This window comes from Streptococcus cristatus, from assembly GCF_963529205.1.
Lineage (GTDB): Bacteria > Bacillota > Bacilli > Lactobacillales > Streptococcaceae > Streptococcus > Streptococcus cristatus_O.
In genome coordinates this window covers 44,200-65,024 of sequence record NZ_CAURYF010000002.1, presented here as the reverse complement: position 1 = coordinate 65,024, position 20,825 = coordinate 44,200, and the positions used below count along the sequence as shown (strand labels likewise).

Sequence of the window (20,825 nt, the reverse complement as noted above, 5' to 3'; positions counted from 1 at the left end):
TATGACGAGGCTATCGCTTTGCTGATTGCAAGACATGGAATGAGCTTCTTAGAGGCAGCCAGAACAACACTTGTCGAATTTGAAATTTACAATTTAGCTTATGCAATACAACAGGAAGATAAGCGATATAATGCAGCAATCCAAGCTTGGATGAATCAACGAGTCCAAGCTACGAAAGGCAGCGGTAAAAGTGTCAGGTCTGCATTTAAAACCTTTGACGATTTTTACAACCGGAAAGAAGAATTTGAAAGAATTTTTCAGGCTGAGAGCAAAGAAAACAAAAAAGGTCTGACAATGGCAGACCGAAATAGAAGGCTTAATCATGATGAGAAAGGAGGATTTTGATGGGAGCAACATTTGATGTCACGGCGATTTTAAAAGCGAATGTATCAGACTTCGCGAATGGTCTTAAAGAGGCTAAAATGTCTCTTCAAAGCCTCCAAAATCAGTCTGGCTCGAGCTTTGACAAGATCAGCGGTAGCTTGAGCGCTATCGGCGGCTCCATGATGAAGGTCGGCGCTGGGATGACTGCTGGCTTCACCGCTCCTGTCGTTGGAGCGGTTGGGGGTGTCGTGAAATCTTTTGCAGATCTTGAACAAAGTTTGGGAGGTGTCCAAACACTCTTTAAGCAAAACGGAACAAGCGTAAACAATCTTGCTAAAGAGTACGGAATGACCCGAGAAGAAGCCAGAAAATTGTATCAAACAATGGCAAACGACGGCACCAACGTTATTGAAAACGCCAATAAGGCTTTTAAAACAGCTGGGGTTTCGGCTAATTCCTATATGGAGCAGGTTACATCTTTCTCAGCGACTTTGTTACAAGGTCTAGGAGGAGACACAGCAAAAGCTGCGCAATATGCAGATAAAGCCATCATACAGATGTCAGATAACGCAAATAAAATGGGTACCAGCATGACCGATATCCAAAACGCTTATCAAGGATTTGCTAAGGATAATTACACAATGCTGGACAATTTGAAGCTAGGTTACGGGGGAACCGCTAGCGAAATGGCCCGTTTGGTCAACGAATCAGGTGTTTTAAACGGCGAATTTGAAGCAACAGCCGAAAATGTCAAAGACATTCCTTTCCACACTTTGATTGAGGCCATCGGAATTACTCAAGACCGCCTCGGAATTACCGGAACGACCGCTAAGGAGGCTAGTGAGACCGTGTCAGGCTCATTTTCAGCCATGAAAGCAGCAGCTCAGAACCTCGTAGCTGGTCTTGGAAACAACGAAGCAGACATCAAAGCGTTGATGGAAAGTCTAAAAGAGACTGTTCTCACGTTTAAAGACAATGTGGTGCGGGTCCTTGGGACGATTTGGGATAATTTACCGCTAGCACCTTGGCAGAAGTGGCTCGGAGCCATCATAGTAGCAGCAGGACCTGTTTTGACAGTCCTTGGCGGGCTTGTTGCTGGCGTCGGGAAATTTATTTCGGTTATCACGGCAATAGGAGGTGTATTTGCTAAAGTAAGCAGCTGGTTTGCCTCGCTAAACAGCGGAGGGAGCTCTTTAAGTCTTGTTTTCGCTAAGTTAGTCGGAGTCGTGTCGACTTTGGGAGCGCCGTTTTTGGTTGTTATTGGTATTATAGCTGGTTTAATTGCAGTCCTAGTCGGTGTCTACAACACCAGCGAGGAATTTCGGAACAAGGTGAATGCAGCTTGGGAAGCTATCAAGACAGCAATCAGCTCAGCAGTTGAGGCTGTGGTGTCTTTTGTCATGGATTTATTTGGTCAGCTGGTTTCGTGGTGGAATGAAAATCAAGACTTGATTTTATCCACGACAAGCACAGTCTGGAACGCCATAAAAGAAGTAGTCGAGACGGTTATGAATGTTTTGGCACCAATCATTGAAGCGGCGTGGAATCTCATTGTTACTATCGTAAAAACCGCTTGGGATGTGATTAAAACCGTTATTCAGACGGCTTTAAGTGTTGTATTAGGCATCATCAAAGCTGTAATGCAGGTCATGAATGGAGACTGGTCTGGAGCTTGGGAGACCCTTAAAGGAGTCGCCGGAACGATTTGGGAAGGTATCAAATCTCTGGTACAGATCGCTTTGGATGGTCTAGTTCAAATCCTGCAAGCTGGCATGGCTTTCTTGCAATCAATTTGGGATGCAATCTGGAACGCTATCATGTCGGTTGTGACCCCGATCTGGGAAGCTATTAAGACAACGGTCGGGAATGCTGTTATGGCAGTCTGGGAGACAATCCAGAGCATTATGACCAGCATTCAAACGACGTGGGACAGCATTTGGACGGCCATTTCAACGGTAGTGAGTACCGTCTGGAATGCTATTTCTACAACGATTATGTCTGTGTTAACTACTATTTGGGGATATATCCAAAGCGTCCTCGACCTCATAAGCACAATCTGGTCATCCACTTGGGAAATTATAAAAGCGGTCTTCGCAGCAATCCTTTTGACTATCGTAGGCTTGGTGACTGGCAATTTTGATCTCATCAAACAAGCTATTTCAAATGCTTGGGAGATTATCCAGACCAAAACAGGCGAAATCTGGAATGCTATTGTGGCCTTCTTGTCAGGAATTTGGGACGGAATCAAGTCGGCAGCTAGCGCAGCTTGGGAATTTATCAAAACCACTATCAACGCTGCATTAGATGGCATCAAGGCGATTGTTGAGTCAATTTGGAATGGGATTGTTTCGTTCCTCACAGGCGTTTTAGATAATATCAAAAATACTATCCTGAACGCTTGGAATAATGCGAAATCAACCGTTTCAAATGCCACTGAAAACATTAAATCCACTGTAACAAACGGCTGGAACAATCTGGTAAGCACGGTTACGAATGCCGGGCCAAGGATTGTATCAGCTGTCAGAAACGGTTTTGACAATGCGGTAAACGCTGCAAGAAACTTTATCAGTAGTGCGATAAGCGTTGGTAGAGACCTTATCATGGGATTTGTCAACGGGGTTAGGAACGCTGCAGGAGCGTTGATAGATGCAGTCGGCGGCGCAGTAAGAGGTGCTATAGACTGGGCAAAAGGCCTTTTAGGCATTCATTCGCCTTCCCGGGTATTTAAGCAATTTGGTATTTACACAGACGAAGGTTTTATCATCGGTGTTAACAATAAAGCTGGTCAAGTCGCAAAAACAGTCGGGAACATGGCTCAAGGAGCTATTGACGCTTTTGCCGGCAAAGATATTGCTGGCAGCTTGCAGAGTGAGCTTGGCGCAGTCGATGGCGAATTAGGGCGTTTGACAGCCTATGACCCGTCTGTGTCCTTTGATGGCGGCACGTTAACCGTTGGGCAACAGGCGGCGGATATCGTGCTGAAAATGGGAAATGCGGTCTATCGTGCATTTACTGAAGACATCACAAATGCGCAAGAAATGGAATTGATTTTGGACAGTTACTAGAAAGGAGAAAGCAATGTATGGTTATTCAAAATTAGAAAAAAATAATAATATCACGGCTTTCGAGCCTAGTGACAATATGTCCATCAACGGAACACCTCTCAATCTATTGGTTGACGGCTACACGCATTTAACGGTGACAGGAAGAGGCTTGCTTGGTCAAACGATCAAAAAAAGCTCAGTTCCAGGGCGGCGTGGTGTTTGGGTGGAGGATGTTTCAGATGATGAGCGTCAGCTTGAAATCAAATACAAACTTGAAGCAGATACTAGTTCCAAAATGCGTGATAAATTTGCGAAATTGAATAAGATTTTGCGAACTCAAGCAAGCAGTGGCTTCCTCGAAATCACTTTTAAAGACGAACCCGAGTATGTTTATTATGGCTATTTCAGCGGAGCTGACGACATCGAAGAAAAAAGCTTGTCTATCATCAGCAAGTTCACCCTCCTTGTCCCAGATGGTTATAAGAAAAAGCAGGCTCAGAATTCAACTGGGCCTATTGCTTTATCGGATGCCTTGGAAGTACTACCTGAGTCTATAACGGTCACACCGACCGGAACAGTGAACCAAGTACAAATCATCAACGGAACGAAAGTATTATCTTTTTCTGGCTCGTATGCGGCAGGAAAGGACCTTGTTATAACTTTCGGAAATGAAGAGGTGACTGCCGTTTACAACGGTAGAAACATTCTTAGCGAGCTAGAGAGATTTAGTCCGCTAGAGCAGTTTACCTTAAAAAACGGCGACACCATCACAGCTAAGAATGCCGTTGTAAAAAGAGTGGTCTGGAGGGATGAGCGAGCATGATTTATTTGTTTGATAAAGACGAGAGATTGATCAAAATCATCAGAAAACCAGCTATTAAAACCGCTCTCCAAAAATACTCTCTGACCAAAGAACGCTATGTGTCTGATCGATTGACTGTTGAGATGAAGGCTCTGAATGATGACGAGCTTGAAAAAGTTGAATACATGGCCATTCAGACCATGGAAGACGCTCACACATTCCACTATTTCTACGTTGCTCAAAAGTCGTCTGATCAGTTGACTACATTGATCGGTGTCCAATCAGGAATCGAGGAGTTGAGAAAGTCTCCAGTTTTTGACAAGCGTCCTCAAAACGCTTTGGCCAGAGAAGTTATCAACGATCTGCTGTCTGGCACCAACTGGCAGGCTCGCTTTGTGGGAGAGACGACCCCGCACAGCACCAATTTCTATTATGTTTCAATCTTCGATGCACTCAAGAAGGTTTGCGAAGTCTGGGACTTAGAAATGCAATTTTTCGTTGAAATGAACGGAAACCGAATAGGCGCTCGTTACATCGATTTTAAGCGGAAGATTGGTCAAGCGGTTGGTAAGCGTGTGGTTTATGGGCATAATGCCCTGCAAATCCTCCAAGAAGTTGAGCGAACCAACATTTTCACAGCTTTGGTAGGCCGCGGTAAGGGTGAGCAAGTCAGCTCTGCTGAAGAATCTGGGAAACAAACAAATGGCTTTGGTCGGAAAATCACCTTCGAAGATGTGGTTTGGTCAACAGCTGGTGGAAAACCAGTCAATAAGCCGAAAGGGCAAAAGTATGTTGAATTGCCAGCTATGACCAAGCTCTACGGCATCAAGAACGCTGACGGCTCTATACGTCCTAAAATTGGCTTTGTGGATTTTTCGGAAGAAGAAAACCCGGAGCAATTGTTAGAGCGCACCTACAAGGCGTTAGTCAATGCTGCGCGCCCTCAATTGACTCTAAAAACCTCAAGTGTGTATTTGCGAGGCGTAAAAATCGGAGACACTATTCGTGTCGTTCGGCATGATAAAAGATTAGATTATGATACCCGCATTTTCGACATTACTTTCAACCGTCTCAATGACCAGTCAAGCGATATTAAGCTAGGGGATCGGATAGGGGAGAGCAACGAGGCCAAGGCTCAGACGATTGCTGATAAGGCGATTGATGAGTTTGTGGCCAATGAGTTTTCCAATTTTGTCCAAAATCTCCCTGATTATATGCCGACCGCAGACGGTTTTAATAATAACTGGTACGGGTCTGAAGATCCGACTGGGAAACACCCCGGAAAAGTCCTGATCAATGACATTTGGTACAAACCAGACCCAGAACACGAAGGTCACAAAATCATGTTGCGCTGGACGGGCGAGGTTTGGGAAGAAATTTTAAGAACTTTTAGCAGTGAGGCTTTAAGAGCGAAGATTTCGGGCGAAATCGAAAAACTAGACAAGGCTATGAAAGCTAGTGACCTAGCCTTAAAAGAACAAACCACCCAAGCCCTTCGCACGGCTGGCGCCAACGCATCGGCTATTGAGGCGGCCAAGAGCGCTATCACCAAGCTGAATCAGGACTTAACGGGTGCCAAGCAGACCAATCAGGCTGCAATCGACCGCTTAAAATCTGACTTTGCTAGTGCGCAGAAGACAGCGAGCGACCAAGCAACGCTCCTAAAAAGCGACTTGGCCAACATCCGCACCAAGCAGTCTCAAGCCGAAGCAGAAATTGGCAAGCAAGTGCAGGCGCTAAATGCAACTAAAACCGAACTTGCGGGCGTGAAATCCGCTCAAGCAACCTATGAGCAAACGACCACTCGCAGGCTGGCTGAGCTGGCCAACGTAACTGATGGCAAGGCTAGCAAGTCTGAGCTCACGCAGACAGCTGAGGAGCTGAAAAGCAAGATTGCGAGTATGCAAGCTTCTGGCCGAAATCTCTTTTTAAATTCGCTTTTTAAGCAGGACATCAGAAAAACTGGTATTTGGACGACAAGCACCTACACAGCTACTATCGATAGCGAAAGCAAGTATCTTGGTCACAACGCTTTAAAAATCGTTGGACAAGACCCAGCTGGTAAGGATGGTGGCAACCCTAAAATCACTTATCCAGCTACTGGCCAATATGGCAAAGTAGCGCCCGGAAGCATGACCAATCAAGAAGTTACCATCAGCTTTTATGCTAAAGCAGAAAATGATGGAACGATTTTACGGTCAAGGCTTGGGAATATCTGGTTTAAAGACGGGAATGTGACCTTGACCACGGAAGTCAAGCGCTATGTGGTTAAATTTTCGAGGGCTTGGACTGGGTTGTCCAACTTAACAACCAACGAATGGTTGTTTAACCTCAACAGAGCAGACACGGTCTGGATCTGGATGCCGAAATTTGAAGTAAGCGACACAGATACACCTTACTCAGAGGCTCCCGAGGATGTTGAAGGCCTTATCACAGCCGTTGAATCGACTTTTAAGCAACGAGCTGACTCGCTCGAAGCTGGTGTGAATCGTTTGACTGAGGGACTCAGTACCAAAGCGGACTCAAGCGCTTTGACCTTGCTCTCAGATAGGATATCAGCGTCAGTCAAGAGCCTAGAGACTGATACGCAGAACAAGCTGGACTCAAAATTGAGTACAGCTGAGTTTGAGGTGCGGGCGTCTGGCATTAGACAAGAGATTGTCAATGCCACAAAAGATAAGGCTGACAAGACCTTGGTCACGGCTGAGGCTGGACGGCTGAGAGAGGAGCTAGCAAGTCTTTCGGTCGGTGGTCGGAACTTGTTAAAAGGCTCGAAAGGCCCGTTTAAGCCGAACAGAAACCCTGCGAATTTTGATAATAATGTACTTTATCACAACGAGACATCTATACATCTCGTTCAAAACGAGAAGTATAGAATTTCCGCGAAGTCTGACGGGAATTTTAGCTCAAACCATAATGGCAATAAAGAATCTGACAACGTCGTTTTATGGCTGATGAACAAAGCTGTAAGTAATTACCAAATCGTGTCAGATGCCAAAACTGGCACAACTGGCACAGAGTTTATCTGGAATCGTCCGACTGGCACCTATCACTTGCGAGTCAACACCTATCGCAAAGACCCTCAAAAGCTAAAAAGCGTTTGGGAAGTCAAGGTAGAGCAAGGCTCATTTAAGACAGACTGGTCGCCAGCACCTGAAGATGCTGAAGACCTCATCACCGAGGCCAAGGCGACCTTTGAGCGCACGGCTCAGGGCTTACGGGTAGACTTGGCAGCTGTGCAGGCTTATGTCAGCGCTGACGGCACACGAGCCGAAGCTCTGCGCACTTACTCTCGTGAAGAGACCGCTCGTCAGTTGACTGCCGAGCGCAAGCTCATCGAGGCTGGCTATGTGGGCATAGCGCAGCACACAGAGGACGTGCGGAGCATAAGTAGACGGTTTGAGGAGCTTGCTGTAGGCGGACGAAATCTTGCCTTAGGAACAAGCAAAGAATGGTCTACGCCTTTTACAAACTTTTCTGGAAATGCCAATGTCTGTCCTCCGCTCTACAAAGTTTTGACTGACGGCTTGCAAGTCGGCGACACATTGAGGTCTAAGATCATACTCAAGTACACTAATATCCAACCAGCTACTGGCAAAACGGCAACTGTTTGGTTACAAGGCAACGGGAATGTGACTGGCTGGACAGCTGGATCTTACAATGGTAGTCCTGCCAAAACCCTTAACGGAAGCGGAGAAATCACATTTGAGCATTCCTTTAAAATCACTGAAAATCATCTAAAAAATGCCTACTGGAATTGGATGTTTAGGACTGATTTTATCGCGAGTGGGTCGCTCCAGTGGCGACTTGCCAAGGTTGAGAGTGGGTCGGTGTATACGAGCTGGTCACCAGCTCCAGAGGACGCTACAAGCTACGCAGATACAAAACTGGCTGAGTTTAGGCAAGGCATCGATGGCCAACTGGCCAGTGTGCAAGCTGCCCTTAATACAGCCAATGGCTCGCTAACAAACTTTAATACATGGAGGCAGTCGGCGCAAGAAACGCTGAATAAAGTCGGCAGAGTCGAGTCTGGTCTTAACGAGACTAAGACGAGTCTGGCTGAGTTTAAACGGACAGCTGAGGGGCAGCTGACTACGATTACTCAGCAAGTCACAGGCAAAGCCAACCAAACTGATTTTCAGCGGGTACAAGAGACTAGCAAGCTCTATGAGCGCTTGATTGGCTCGACCGAAAAAGAGGTCACAGATAAAATTTCCCGCATGGCTCTGACTAATGAGCTGTTTCAGGTTGAGGTCTCGAAGAACCTCGACCTTCGCACGGTGCAGTATCAGATAGCAAATGCTTGGGCAGTGCAGAACCTCAACTCAAATGGCGATATCGTCAGCCAAATCAACGCGACTGGCCCGAATGTCCGTATCCAAGGTGAGTCTATCCATCTGGATGGGAAATCTTTGATTGATAACGGGATCATCAAGAATGCCATGATCGAAAGCATGCTAGCGGATAAAATCACAGCGGGCACGCTTAACGCTGCGAACGTTAATATCATCAACTTAAACGCTAATAAGATTGTCGGATTAGATGCGAATTTTATCAAGTCTAAGATTGAGTTAGCGTTTATTGAGTGGATGAAAGGCAAAGTCATCTCTGCCCAAAACGATGCGATGCAGATCAATCTAAACGATGGTCATGTACTCTTTTATAACGACGACGCGTCCATCAAGCGGGTCTTAGCGGGTTACCCAACACAGTTTATCCGCTACGAAAACAAGCAGGAAAACGGTCAGAACCACGGACGTACCATCATCGGAAGCAATCGAAACGGAACCAACACTTGGAAATCGGTTTCTTTCGCAGGTCTTGTTATTGATAATAACTCAAATAACAGCGTAGATAAAATCTACCAATTTGGAGACTACAATCACATGAGACACGCGCAGGGCGACGATGGATGGAACTTTAGCGTCGTAACGCAGACAATGACGCCCGGTGTTTGGAATAAAAACTCGGAAATTTGGGCGCGACATTTCGTCGTACCTCGCAATACAAAAGGAGACACAGATAGCCCGACGCAGTTTATCCGCTTAGAAGCAAGCGTAGCAGCGATTTGGGATATCTTAAACCACGCAGCAAGCGGTCAAGTCACGATGACTGAGGCTATGAAAAGCTTAATCAACTCAAGGAAAGCAGCTTGGAACATTGTCCGAAACGTAGGATAGAAAGGTAAAATATGAATGAAGTAGTACAATCTAAGCTAGCAATCGAAATCGCTAGCAAATCATTAAGAATCGCAACGCTTGAAGCTCAAAATGAAGAGCTGCAAGCGCAACTGCAACAAGCTCTTGATCGTAATGTGGAGCTTGAAACAAGTACAGCACCAGAAACAGAAAAAGGAGAATAACTATGACACTGGAAATCGTAAAAACTACAAAACTTGTCGGAAGCGTGAAGGTCGGTGACACGGTCGTTAAGACCATCACCGCAGACATCGATGGTAAAGGGGTGACTACGTTTAGCGAATGGATCAATGATAGTGAGGCGTATGCTGCCAATCGTCGTGAGGTTCGCACGCAGGAAAAGGCATTTCAGGATGCGGTCTATGCCGCTGAGGATGCCATCATCGCGGAGCTGGAAGCTGGGGCTAAAGAAAAGAAAGGGTGATGAATGCAGGAACCAGATGGAATTTGGGCAATCATAGAAGTCGTGAAAGACTTTTATGAGACAGGGATTGATGACCATTTCTTTGTGTTTGTCTTGTTTGTTTTGGTGATAGCTGATGTGATTACTGGTTTTTGCAAGGCCTGGGCGCTAAAGAACTTTTCGAGTCGCAAGGCACGGACAGGCATTGTGACCCATTCGGCTATCTTCATCATCGCAGCGATTGGCTATCCGTTTTTCCTGTTTGCTAATGCTGGGGCGTTAGCGGATATGATTATAACGGCTTTGTGTGCTAGCTATGGTGCTAGCTTGGTAACCAATTTAGACATTTTAGGTCTTAAAATCCCTTATATTACAACGTTTATCAACGAGCGTGTGGACAATCATAAGACGAAGGAGTGATAAATAATATGAATCAAATTACAGAGCTTGTTTTAAGCTCAGCAATTGGCATTCTGACTATTTTAGCAGGAGTCGCGGTTAAGGCGGTCAAGGAATTTTTGATCGCAAAAGGTGGAGAGAAATCAATCAAAATTGTCGAAATCTTGACCAAAAACGCAGTAAATGCTGTGGAGCAGATTGCGAAAGAGACCGGATTTAAAGGTGAGCAGAAGCTTGCTCAGGCAAAAGGGGCGATTCTCACCGAGCTGGAAAAATATAACATCTACATGGCAGATAAAGACCTCGATGTCTTTATCGAGGCTGCAGTAAAAGAAATGAATGAAAATCTGAAAGGAAAATAAAAAATGACAACAGCAAATGAACTTGTACAATTTACGATTGGACTAGCAAACTCAGGCATGGGGGTTGATAAAGATGGGTTCGCAGGCACTCAATGCGCAGATTTGCTAACCTATCCATCAAAACACTTTTTCGGTGTAGATTTATGGGGCAATGCAGCTGATTTACTAGACTCGGCAGAAGCCGCCGGCTGGGAAGTACACCGCATGCCAACTGACGAAAACCCACGAGCTGGAGCATTTTTTAATATGAATGCTTGGTTTGGTGGTGTTAATTATGGCCATTGTGGTATCGTCATTGAGGATTCTGATGGTATTACTATGCGAACCGTTGAGCAGAATGTTGATGGCAATGCTGATGCTCTAATTGTAGGAGGCCCAGCTCGATACAATAATCGAGGTTTTGAGGATGTGATTGGCTGGTTTTATCCACCTTATAGCGATGGCGCAGCGCCAGTCACTCCTGCAGATGTAACCCCAACATCAGACGAAATTGAACTTACGCCTGAAACTGGAACATTTAAGGTAGGAGAAGCAGCTATCAATGTGCGCCGTGAACCAAATCTTAACAGTGAAATCGTGCATGTTTACGAAGCCGGGGATTCTGTTAATTATGACAGTAAAGGCTCAGCTAATGGCTATCGCTGGATCTCGTACATTGGGGAATCTGGCAATCGTAATTATATGGCCATTGGCCAAACAGACGATGCAGGAAATCGGATTACCCTTTGGGGAGATTTGAGCTAAAACAAAACCGCAGCGGAAACTGCGAAAAATAAATATTTTTTCTTAAATTTTAATCTACCCCAGCCTTTTGGCTGGGGCTTTTTTATTTGCAAAAAAATAAAAATGTAGTATAATATATTCAGTTGTATTTTAGTTCTCGTCTTAGTGAGAATAAGGTTCAACCGAACACAACCTTTTTAGAAGGTGGCGCCCGATTCGGGCGCATTTTTTTATTTACAAAAAATTTTTTAAAAATTTTATAAAAAGTGTTGACAATATATAACAAATGTTATATACTATACTTGTAAGATAAATAAAACAAAAAACGGAGGAACCTTACAATGAAAACTTTCAACATTATCATCTCTCAATCATCTAATCTTAAAGAACACTCTAGCGAGTTTGTAGAAAACATCTTGATGACTGTTGAAGCTAAAAACCGTCGCGAAGCTTTGAAGAAAGCTCGTGAATTGCACGATTTTAGTTATAAATGGAAATTCAATATGCGTGACTTGACTGCAATCTCAGATAATCGCAAAGGCTGGAAACGTCGTTATTTATCTGTAAAAGAAGCATAAAAATGCCCCCTCAAAAAACGAGGGGGTTTGTAAGATAAAAAGGCTGGCAGAGTAACCAGCCTAAAAAGGAGTATAACATGAAAGTAGATACAAAGCAAATTGAATGGCTTTTGAAGAATGCTAGTGGTTACCAGATCTCGAAAATGAGCGGTGTTGCCCAACCAACAATTTCAGCTTTAATCAATAAAAAAAGAAGCATTGAGAATCTCACAATCGAGACTGGTCACAAATTAACTGAACTTGCGAACCAAATGCAGAAAACGTCTTAAAAAGCCAATTTCAAGGCTTTTTTATTTTCTCTGAAAGTACTTTCTAAAACAAAAAAACTTTAAATTTCTTTGTGTTTTCTATTGACAATATATAACAAATGTTATATACTATACTTGTAAGATAAATAAAACAAAAAGAGGAAACAAAGATGAAAAAAGTAGCTTATGACAAATCAGGAATCATGAAAGAAGCTTGGGATATGTTCACACGTAACTATCAAATTTGTGACTTTGAATATGCAGACTTTTCTGGTCGTGAATACTTCGAATATGCTTCATTTGCTGACTGCTTGAAAGAAGCTTGGGCGCATGAAAAAGAAGTTGTTGAACGTGTCAACCAAAAATTTGAAAATGCTGAAACATCTGAAGAAGCAAAAGCTTGGGATTGGGCTTGCAAAAAATTGGGTGTTGTGTTTGAAATGGATGCTTACACAAAAATGGTAAACGTTGAAGACATGGAAAAAGAAGCTTGGCCAGGAACTAGCGTGTGGTCACTAGCTATGCGTGCGGTAAAATTGCACATGGAAGTCGCAGCATAACGAGGAAGATATGGTAAAAGATGATTTAACAAACCAGCATTTCGGTCGTCTGACAGTCCTTGGCGACGTAGGAAAAAGGACTGGACGAGGCAGAGTACTCTGGCATTGTCTTTGTGAATGCGGAACGGTTACTTTTGTTCGAGGTGATCACCTAAAAAACGGAGAAATCAGTTCTTGTGGTTGTTTAAACGAAGAAAAAAAGCGCGATCGGTTCAAGGATTTGACTAGCACGGAAACGGACGATTTCAAAGTCATTGACAGAGCGTACTCGAAAGTTCAACGTGTGTACTGGAATTGCATTTGCAAGCATTGTGGCAATCATGTTGAATTGCAAAGCAATCAGATTGACCGATATTCTAGCTGCGGTTGCAAACGAAATCGCAGCTCAAAAGAGCGAATGGCTGAAATCAGCGATCCTGATTCGTTAAGAACCAACAAGCCGACCGCTAAAAGTACGACTGGCGTGCGGGGAGTCTATTTCAACAAGCGAAAGGGCAGCTATCAAGCTTTTATCAATGTTGACAAGAAACCGAAATATTTAGGCTCTAGCAAAAGTTTTGAAAAAGCCGTTGCTTTGAGAAAAGAGGCTGAAGAAGAGTACGGCTATCGCGATAAGGAATAATTGTCTCTACAACGGAAAATCTAAAAAATGTCCGCTCTGACGGACTTGGCAGACTGGCAGCGATGCTGGTCTGTTTTTGCGTGGTTTTCGCGTGAAAAATCAAGCGAAAGAGGGGCAAAAAGGGGGCATAAGTAGTAAACTTTTGTATTTTTATGACAAGTAGTAGATATGTTTTGTTGCGCATAAAGGCTTATTTTATAGGGTTTTCTCTCATTGTATCGTCTTCATTTTATTGATAACTATATCCGTACAGTACGTTAATTTATTTCATAGTATGCAAAAACCGATAGATCCATTCTATCGGTTTATTTTTTGTTCTAGAGTTTTTAATTGATTTCGTAATGGATATTCTCTATATCACTTTTTCTCTTTTCTAGTTTCTAATACCCAACCGATGATCCAGAAGCAGACTAGCAGATAATTTTCAATCCAGCCCAGTAGGTTTGCTTGATTTGCTTCTTCAAGATAGCCTAGCAGATGGTTGGTACCAAAGCACAGTCCACCCAGAATCAGTGCTAGCAGGGTCATACGCAGATAGAACCAATCATACTTTATGTTGGCGGCAATTACTAAAGGCAGAATAGCCAGATTCCAGAAATCAATTTCCCGTTGCCAGTAGGGAGCTAAGCCGTAGATGGATTCATTGCCCAAGAGCTGAGGCTGGAAAATCTGGATTATAGCTGCGCCCAGCATAGCTAAGATCAGTAAAATGAAAATCACTCGTAAAAATTTATTCATACCTGTCTCCTTTCTTCTTTGTAGATTATATTATTTTTGAAAATGATTTTCAAGTTTTCATTTTTTACAAAAGAGATCTTTAATAAAATATTTTACAAGCAAGTCCTATCTTTTTAGGTACTTTTGTGGTATACTAGGTTAGTTGCAGAAATACAGTTTTTCTATTCAGTGGGAACTAGCGACCGAGTCGGCGCTTTTTTAGTGCCTGGACTTGAGAGACCATATTTATGAAGAGAAGAGCGAATACTCTCAGGAAATCGAGATTTAGCAAGCGAAATCACTTGGGATGTTTCGATAGTTGAGTATCAAAAGCCTTATAAGGTGGCTTCGCACCGCCTTTAGAAAGAAGAAGAACATTGAAATTTAATGAATTACATTTATCTGCTGAATTACTAGCAGAGATTGAAAAAGCTGGCTTTGTAGAAGCAAGCCCTATTCAAGAGCAGACGATTCCACTTGCTATGGCAGGTAAGGATGTCATTGGTCAGGCCCAGACAGGGACAGGAAAGACAGCAGCTTTTGGTTTTCCAACGCTGGAAAAGATTGATACTGATAATCCTGCTGTGCAGGCGTTGGTTATCGCTCCGACCCGTGAATTGGCTGTTCAGAGTCAGGAAGAGCTGTTCCGTTTTGGCCGCAGCAAGGGAGTCAAAGTGCGTTCTGTCTACGGTGGCTCCAGCATTGAAAAGCAAATTAAAGCCCTCAAATCAGGTGCTCATATCGTCGTAGGAACACCTGGTCGTCTCTTGGATTTGATTAAGCGCAAGGCGCTTAAGCTGAATCAGATTGAAACTTTGATCTTGGACGAAGCGGATGAAATGCTTAATATGGGCTTTTTGGAAGATATTGAGTCTATCATTTCACGCGTACCAGAAGATCGTCAGACCTTGCTCTTTTCAGCGACCATGCCAGATGCTATCAAGCGTATCGGTGTCAAGTTCATGAAGGAGCCTGAGCATGTCAAGATTGCTGCTAAAGAGCTGACGACAGAGCTGGTAGACCAGTATTATATCCGTGTCAAAGAAAATGAAAAATTTGATACCATGACCCGCCTGATGGACGTGGAGCAGCCAGAGCTGTCAATCGTCTTTGGTCGGACTAAGCGCCGGGTGGATGAGCTGACTCGTGGCCTGAAAATCCGTGGTTTCCGAGCAGAGGGTATCCATGGTGATTTGGACCAAGGCAAGCGTCTCCGCGTCCTGCGCGACTTTAAAAACGGTAATCTGGATGTCTTGGTGGCGACAGATGTGGCCGCGCGTGGATTGGACATTTCTGGTGTGACCCATGTCTACAACTACGATATTCCGCAGGATCCCGAAAGTTATGTTCACCGGATTGGTCGGACTGGTCGTGCTGGTAAGTCAGGTCAGTCTATCACTTTCGTGGCGCCAAATGAAATGGGCTATTTGCAGATTATCGAAAATCTGACCAAGAAGCGTATGAAAGGCCTTAAGCCTGCGACTGCAGAAGAAGCTTTCCAAGCTAAGAAAAAAGTTGCTCTTAAGAAGATTGAACGCGATTTTGCGGACGAAAGCATCCGTTCTAACTTTGAGAAATTTGGCAAGGATGCCCGCAAGCTAGCAGCAGAATTCAGCCCAGAAGAGCTGGCTATGTATATCCTCAGCTTGACGGTGCAGGATCCAGATGCCCTTCCTGAAGTAGAAATTGCCCGTGAAAAACCATTGCCATTTAAAGCATCTGGCGGTGGCTTTGGCGGAAAAGGTAAGAGTGGTCGTGGCAACGGTCGTCGAGGTGACCAAGGTCGTGATCGCCGTGGTGGACGCGAAGATCGAGAGGGCGGCCGCCGTGACTTTAAACGTAAGTCAAACAAGAACAGTCGCGACTTCGAAAGCAGAGGGAATAAACGCCCACACCGCACTTCCAGCGAAAAGAAAACCGGCTTTGTTATCCGTAATAAAGGCGATAAATAAACAGAAAATCCGATGTCAGCTGACATTGGATTTTTCTATTGAAAATAATTTGAATATCTTTCAAGATTTGTTTGAAAATAGCACAATGAAAACGCATAAACAAACAATAATCTATTTTTTTGAAAAAAAGTATACATTTTTTTGTTTATATGAAAAAATTGTAGTATAATGATATAAGCAATGGTGCATGGACATTAAAGTGATTTGAGGTGTCCAAGGAACCTAAGAAATCAAAGGGGAAACTTTGATGAGACATCTCTAGACATCAACAACAAGGAGGATTGTACATGAAGGAAAGTCGTCATAAAGTGATCTTACAAGAGCTGGACCAGACGGGAGTTGTGTCTGTAAAGAACCTGAAGGAATTGCTGAATGTAACAGATATGACCATTCGGCGAGATTTGATTGATCTTGAGAAGCAAGGACTTTTGATTCGGGTGCATGGTGGAGCTCATAAAAAGGTGAAAGATAGCTTGAATGAAGCTTCGCATTCTGAAAAAACGATGTTAAATATCGAAGAAAAGAAGCTTATTGCTAAAAAATGTGCGGATCTGATTGCTGAAGGGGACACTGTTTTTATCGGATCAGGTACTACGACGGATTTTATAGGCGATTATTTAGAAGGGAAAAATATCAGCATTGTAACCAATTCTCTCCCTATTTTCGAAAAGTTGAAGGATTATCCTAATTTTGATTTGATATTGATTGGAGGGCGCTATCGGGTCAAGACCCAGACTTTTGTCGGGCAGTTTGCCAATAAACTTCTGCAAGAAATTAAGGTGTCCAAGGCCTTTATTGGAGTGAACGGAATTGACGGTCACAATGTGACGACTGCCAATGAAGAAGAAGGAAATGGGAATGCCATCATTCTTAACAATGCAATTGAAAAATATATCGTGGCAGATAATAGCAAATTTGATAGCTATTCTTTCTATAGTTTTTACCGTTTGGACAATATTGACGCGATTGTAACGGATGACCATATCTCTCCGAAAGTGAGAGCGAAATATAGTTCTTACACCAAGGTTCTCTGATTTGATCGTGTTGTCATGAATGTTGATTTAAGATTCTGAAAGCTGCGAATTTCGTAGCTTTTATTTTTTATTGCAGATGAATAATTGTATTTTACAGTGGACGAAAAGTTCTTGTATATCAGTTTAGACTTGCTAGGATATTTTTATGACTCGTGTTATTCTTCAGCCATGCAGAATGACGAAATGTTCTATCTTCATATGAACATTAAATTTTTAAGTTATTAGATAAATAAACAAAAAATAACAAAACAAACTATTGACAGCGCTATCACATAATGATATAATTAGTTAAACGAACAAAAAGAAACAAAAGGAGAGGTGAAAAAATGGCGCTTGCCCAATTATTTGATGAGAATCTAGTGTTTTGTTTACATGCAGAAAATCAAGAAGATCTTTTTCATCAAGTAGCTGATTTGTTAGAAAAAAGAGAAGTTGTAACTTCTTCTTATCGAAACGCTTTACTTGAAAGAGAAAAGGCGTTTCCAACTGGATTGGATATGGAATTTTTAGGCAAGGACTTGCCGAATGTTGCCATACCTCATACGGATATTGCGCATAATTTGACTGAAAATGTGGTAGTTGTTAAGCTAGATCAGCCTGTAACCTTCCACAATATGATTTCTCCTACGCAAACCGTTGAAGTGTCTCTCTTGTTCTTTATTATCAACAATTCGAGCTCAAGCCAGACCAATATCTTGGCTCAGTTGATGGATTTCTTTACTAGCGAAGGAAATCTAGCTGGTCTAGCTCATTTAAACTCTGAGAAAGAGCTGTTCCAATATATTTCAGATGTCATTAAATAAATAAATCGGAGGATTTTATTATGATTAAAATTTTAGCAGCCTGCGGAGCAGGAGTAAACTCAAGTCACCAAATCAAGAGTGCTCTTGAGGAAGAATTGTCAAACCGCGGTTATGATGTGCAATGTGACGCGGTGATGGTTAAGGATGTCAATGAAGACCTTATGAAAGGCTATGATATCTTCACGCCAATCGCTGCAACAGACCTTGGTTTTGAACCAGGAATCCCAGTTGTCGAAGCTGGACCAATCTTGTTCCGTATTCCTGCAATGAGCGCTCCAGTCTTTGACAATATTGAAGCAGCTATTAAAGAGCACGGACTAAGCTAATCTTTTCTTTATCTTGCTAACATTCATATAACAAAAAAAGGGAGGAATTATTATGGATGTCATTATTGACCTAGCCAATAAGATTTTCAAGCCAGTCTTGGAAATGGGTGGTCCTATCATCATGCTGATCATCTTGACAGTATTGGCTTTACTTTTTGGAGTGAAATTCTCCAAAGCGCTTGAAGGTGGTATTAAACTTGCCATCGCTCTTACTGGTATCGGTGCCATCATCGGTATGCTCAACGGAGCTTTCTCAGCATCACTTGCGAAATTCGTTGAAAATACTGGTATCCAGTTGAACATCACTGACGTTGGTTGGGCACCACTTGCAACCATCACTTGGGGTTCTCCATGGACCCTATACTTCTTGCTCATCATGCTCATTGTCAATGTTGTGATGTTAGCTATAAAGAAAACAGATACATTGGACGTGGATATCTTTGATATCTGGCACTTGTCAATTACTGGCTTGCTCATCAAATGGTATGCAGATAAGAGCCATGTAAGTCCTGCTGTGTCACTCTTGATTGCAACTTTAGCAGTTGTCTTGGTTGGTGTCTTGAAGATTATCAACTCTGACTTGATGAAACCAACTTTTGATGATTTGTTGAATGCACCAAGTTCATCTCCAATGACTTCAACTCATATGAACTACATGATGAACCCTGTTATCATGGTTTTGGATAAGATTTTTGACAAATTCTTCCCTGGGTTGGACAAATATGACTTTGATGCTGCCGCTTTGAACAAGAAAATTGGTTTCTGGGGATCTAAATTCTTCATCGGTTTCCTTCTTGGTGTAGTTATCGGTATCATGGGAACTCCGCACCCAGTGTCTGACGTTGCCGAAGCAGCAAAATGGTCACTTGTTATCAAAGGATGGTTGTCTCTTGGTTTGACTGCCGGTGTCTGCTTGGAGCTCTTCTCACTTATCGGATCATGGTTTATCGCAGCCGTTGAACCACTTTCACAAGGTATTACTAACGTAGCAACAAAACGTCTTCAAGGACGTAAATTCAACATCGGTCTTGACTGGCCATTTATCGCTGGTCGTGCAGAAATCTGGGCCTGCGCTAACGTGCTTGCACCAATCATGTTGATTGAAGCAGTTCTGCTTTCTAATGTAGGGAACGGTATCTTGCCATTGGCTGGTATCATTGCGATGGGTGTGACACCTGCCCTTCTGGTTGTTACTCGTGGTAAATTGCTTCGTATGATTGTCTTTGGAACACTCTTGTTACCACTCTTCCTTCTTTCAGGTACCCTGATTGCACCGTTTGCAACAGAACTTGCTAAAGGTGTAGGTGCTTTCCCTGAAGGAGTTAGCCAAACTCAATTGATCACTCACTCAACACTTGAAGGACCAATCGAAAAACTCTTGGGCTGGACTATTGGTAATACTACTACAGGTGATATTAAAGCTATCATTGGTGCTATTGTCTTCCTTGGTGCTTATATTGGAATCTTTGCTTGGTACAGAAAGCAAATGATCAAACGGAATGCAGAATATGCAGCAAAAGCAAAATAATATCCGTTAGCTATTGTTAAATATTGTAAGACTAGGGGAGCTAGATTGTCCATTTCCAAATGGGAATGTTGATAATCTAGCTTTTCCTATGTAATGAATAGAAAAAACTAAGCAGAGAGAAGTCAGAAGCCTGCCTTTTTCTCTGAAGTAGAGAGGAGATTTGGATGGTGATCGCGCTAGAAAACGATGAATTGACAGTGCAGTTTAAGCAATTGGGAGGAGCGCTTTCTTCAATCAAGGATAAGGATGGTGTAGAATACCTCTGGCAGGGGGATGCAAACTATTGGAGCAGTCAAGCCCCAGTTCTTTTCCCTATTTGTGGGAGTTTGCGTAATGACACTGCTTACTATGCATTAGAAGATGGTCAAGAAGCGAGTGGAGTCATTCCACGGCATGGTCTCGTTCGCAAGAAAGAATTTGAATTAGTAGAACAAACGGATACGAGTGTGACCTTTGTTATAGAGGCTACAGAGGAGATGTTTCAGAACTATCCTTATCATTTCCGCTTATCAATTCGCTATAGCTTGACTGGTAAGAAGCTTCGTACCCAGTATATCGTAGAAAATCTTGGAGATAGTGGCGCTATGCCGTACTTCATCGGAGGTCATCCGGGATTTAACTGCCCTTTACTTGATGATGAAAAGTATGAGGATTACTATTTGGAGTTCGAAAAGGAAGAAACTTGCAGCGTTCCTCTCTCCTATCCTGAAACTGGTATGTTAAACTTTCTCGAACGTACAAGCTTCTTAAATCATCAAAAAGAACTAGATTTGGACTATGATATCTTTGCTAAAGATACAGTGACCCTTGATGAGCTAAAATCGCGGACTGTTGCTCTTCGTTCTCGGAAACATGATAAAGGGTTACGTTTGGATTTTCAAGAATTTCCAAATCTAATTATCTGGTCAACTATTAACAAAGGGCCATTTATAGCCTTGGAACCTTGGTCAGGTTTGTCGACCTCGTTAGAAGAGGGAGATTATTTAGAAAGCAAGAAAAATGTCCGTCTACTCCCAGCAGGAGAAAAAGAAGAAATTGGATTTGATATTACTATTTTTTAAAGAAAAATTTTAAAAATGTTTAAAAACAAACATATAATGTTGACAGTAAACATAAAATGTTGTATTATAAACTTGTGAATCAAATAACGTTTAATGTTTTAAAACATTTTAGTTCATTATATAGAAAATTAAAGGAGGACT

Annotated in this window: 19 protein-coding genes and 1 pseudogene; 19 read left to right on the top strand and 1 reads right to left on the bottom strand. The window is 42.8% G+C overall.

The window, feature by feature from the left end:
- Positions 1-39 precede the first annotated feature (39 nt).
- The 13 genes and pseudogenes from RWS39_RS00915 to RWS39_RS00855 all read left to right on the top strand — a co-directional run bounded on the left by RWS39_RS00915 (position 40) and on the right by RWS39_RS00855 (position 13,263).
- Positions 40-345 carry a hypothetical protein gene (locus RWS39_RS00915; RefSeq protein WP_314479450.1) on the top strand — a complete coding sequence of 102 codons (306 nt, stop codon included), beginning with the start codon at positions 40-42 and terminating at the stop codon, positions 343-345.
- Positions 345-3,389, top strand: coding sequence for a phage tail protein (locus tag RWS39_RS00910; protein WP_314479448.1), 3,045 nt, complete (start codon positions 345-347; stop codon positions 3,387-3,389). The genes RWS39_RS00915 and RWS39_RS00910 overlap by 1 nt, the downstream gene beginning before the upstream one ends.
- A 13-nt stretch (positions 3,390-3,402) precedes the next feature.
- Positions 3,403-4,191 carry a distal tail protein Dit gene (locus RWS39_RS00905; RefSeq protein WP_314479446.1) on the top strand — a complete coding sequence of 263 codons (789 nt, stop codon included), beginning with the start codon at positions 3,403-3,405 and terminating at the stop codon, positions 4,189-4,191.
- Positions 4,188-9,350 carry a phage tail spike protein gene (locus RWS39_RS00900; protein WP_314479444.1) on the top strand — a complete coding sequence of 1,721 codons (5,163 nt, stop codon included), beginning with the start codon at positions 4,188-4,190 and terminating at the stop codon, positions 9,348-9,350. Before RWS39_RS00905 ends, RWS39_RS00900 begins: the two co-directional genes overlap by 4 nt.
- 11 nt (positions 9,351-9,361) lie before the next feature.
- The gene (locus tag RWS39_RS00895; protein ID WP_314479442.1) at positions 9,362-9,532 is read left to right on the top strand and encodes a hypothetical protein; all 171 of its coding nucleotides are present in this window, start codon (positions 9,362-9,364) and stop codon (positions 9,530-9,532) included.
- Between the two features lie 2 nt (positions 9,533-9,534).
- On the top strand, positions 9,535-9,792 hold the full coding sequence (locus tag RWS39_RS00890; RefSeq protein ID WP_314479439.1) for a hypothetical protein: 258 nt from the start codon (positions 9,535-9,537) through the stop codon (positions 9,790-9,792).
- A 3-nt stretch (positions 9,793-9,795) separates the two neighbouring features.
- Positions 9,796-10,191, top strand: a complete 396-nt coding sequence (locus tag RWS39_RS00885; RefSeq protein ID WP_314479436.1) for a phage holin family protein — start codon at positions 9,796-9,798, stop codon at positions 10,189-10,191.
- A gap of 8 nt (positions 10,192-10,199) precedes the next feature.
- Positions 10,200-10,532 (top strand): phage holin, encoded by a 333-nt coding sequence (locus RWS39_RS00880; protein WP_314479433.1) that lies wholly within the window; start codon positions 10,200-10,202, stop codon positions 10,530-10,532.
- Between the two features lie 18 nt (positions 10,533-10,550).
- Positions 10,551-11,276, top strand: a pseudogene (locus RWS39_RS00875) (SH3 domain-containing protein); the annotation flags it as partial.
- 320 nt (positions 11,277-11,596) lie between these two features.
- Entirely contained in the window at positions 11,597-11,833 is a 237-nt protein-coding gene (locus RWS39_RS00870) for a hypothetical protein (RefSeq protein WP_314479430.1), read from the top strand.
- A 77-nt stretch (positions 11,834-11,910) separates the two neighbouring features.
- Positions 11,911-12,102, top strand: coding sequence for an XRE family transcriptional regulator (locus tag RWS39_RS00865; RefSeq protein WP_314479427.1), 192 nt, complete (start codon positions 11,911-11,913; stop codon positions 12,100-12,102).
- Positions 12,103-12,251: 149 nt separating this feature from the next.
- The gene (acrIIA3, locus tag RWS39_RS00860) at positions 12,252-12,641 is read left to right on the top strand and encodes an anti-CRISPR protein AcrIIA3 (protein ID WP_314479424.1); all 390 of its coding nucleotides are present in this window, start codon (positions 12,252-12,254) and stop codon (positions 12,639-12,641) included.
- Between the two features lie 397 nt (positions 12,642-13,038).
- Positions 13,039-13,263, top strand: a complete 225-nt coding sequence (locus RWS39_RS00855) for a hypothetical protein (RefSeq protein ID WP_314479420.1) — start codon at positions 13,039-13,041, stop codon at positions 13,261-13,263.
- A 357-nt stretch (positions 13,264-13,620) separates the two neighbouring features.
- Here RWS39_RS00855 and RWS39_RS00850 read toward each other — a convergent pair whose 3' ends face one another.
- Complete coding sequence (locus tag RWS39_RS00850; protein ID WP_314479417.1) at positions 13,621-14,001, bottom strand: hypothetical protein; 381 nt, start codon at positions 13,999-14,001, stop codon at positions 13,621-13,623.
- Between the two features lie 356 nt (positions 14,002-14,357).
- Between RWS39_RS00850 and RWS39_RS00845 the strand changes: the two genes are divergently transcribed.
- The 6 genes from RWS39_RS00845 to RWS39_RS00820 all read left to right on the top strand — a co-directional run bounded on the left by RWS39_RS00845 (position 14,358) and on the right by RWS39_RS00820 (position 20,684).
- Positions 14,358-15,932, top strand: coding sequence for a DEAD/DEAH box helicase (locus RWS39_RS00845; RefSeq protein WP_314479415.1), 1,575 nt, complete (start codon positions 14,358-14,360; stop codon positions 15,930-15,932).
- 287 nt (positions 15,933-16,219) lie between these two features.
- Positions 16,220-16,966, top strand: coding sequence for a DeoR/GlpR family DNA-binding transcription regulator (locus tag RWS39_RS00840; protein ID WP_048791648.1), 747 nt, complete (start codon positions 16,220-16,222; stop codon positions 16,964-16,966).
- 326 nt (positions 16,967-17,292) lie between these two features.
- Entirely contained in the window at positions 17,293-17,769 is a 477-nt protein-coding gene (locus RWS39_RS00835) for a PTS sugar transporter subunit IIA (RefSeq protein WP_314479410.1), read from the top strand.
- 20 nt (positions 17,770-17,789) lie between these two features.
- The gene (locus tag RWS39_RS00830; RefSeq protein WP_314479407.1) at positions 17,790-18,095 is read left to right on the top strand and encodes a PTS sugar transporter subunit IIB; all 306 of its coding nucleotides are present in this window, start codon (positions 17,790-17,792) and stop codon (positions 18,093-18,095) included.
- A 52-nt stretch (positions 18,096-18,147) separates the two neighbouring features.
- Positions 18,148-19,623, top strand: coding sequence for a PTS galactitol transporter subunit IIC (locus RWS39_RS00825; protein WP_125387629.1), 1,476 nt, complete (start codon positions 18,148-18,150; stop codon positions 19,621-19,623).
- Positions 19,624-19,787: 164 nt separating this feature from the next.
- Complete coding sequence (locus tag RWS39_RS00820; RefSeq protein WP_314479403.1) at positions 19,788-20,684, top strand: aldose 1-epimerase family protein; 897 nt, start codon at positions 19,788-19,790, stop codon at positions 20,682-20,684.
- Positions 20,685-20,825 lie beyond the last annotated feature (141 nt).